Genomic DNA, 595 nt, shown 5'->3' with positions numbered 1-595 from the left:
AAAAGGAAAGGAAAAGAAAGGAGAGTATATATATACGGCTCCGCCGGGTACATACTTTGAAGATTCTTCTCTGAATGATGCCTTCCTGTTATTCCTGAAGGTAAGACAGAACAATGGAGACAGTCTGACGAAAGAACAGGTACAGCTTCTGCGGGAAGAACTTCTGTCCATGTCTGACAAACCAGAGGAGCTGACTGCCATTGTAAAGAAATCTGCTATGAACGGATGGAAGAGCTTCTACCCTCTGAAAAAAGCAAGAACCAGGAAGACAGAAGCAAAGGGCAGTAAGAACCGATTCAATAACTTTCCACAGAGGGAATATGACTTTGAGGAATATGAAAAACAGCTGTTAAAGAAAAGCCAGGAGGGACAGAACAGAGTTAATGAATGATTTACAGATATTAGAAAAGCCTGGCTCACAAATGTACTGTAGGGATTGTTATTGCAAGACCTGCTTGCGCTGGTGGTCTGACAGATGTGTGTATGGAAAATGCTGGGACGATTTTAGAGCAAAAGAAAACCCGTACAATAAAATATTCCCGGATAAACCGCCGCGTACTGGCTGGAGTAACTGGAATAAACCAGGAGAGCAGGA

General features: G+C 42.9%; 1 protein-coding gene and 1 pseudogene. Both read left to right on the top strand.

The window, feature by feature from the left end; all coding sequences use genetic code 11:
* Nucleotides 1–391: pseudogene (locus ACESTK_RS20555) on the top strand (hypothetical protein); the annotation flags it as partial.
* A partial coding sequence (locus ACESTK_RS20550) for a hypothetical protein (protein WP_373120643.1) occupies nt 384–595 on the top strand: 212 nt, incomplete at its 3' end. The pseudogene ACESTK_RS20555 and the gene ACESTK_RS20550, both read left to right, overlap by 8 nt.

Origin of the sequence: Ruminococcus sp. Marseille-P328, from assembly GCF_964249465.1 — a bacterium.
Taxonomy (GTDB): domain Bacteria; phylum Bacillota; class Clostridia; order Lachnospirales; family Lachnospiraceae; genus Blautia_A; species Blautia_A faecis.
This window is presented reverse-complemented; position numbering and strand designations above follow the sequence as displayed.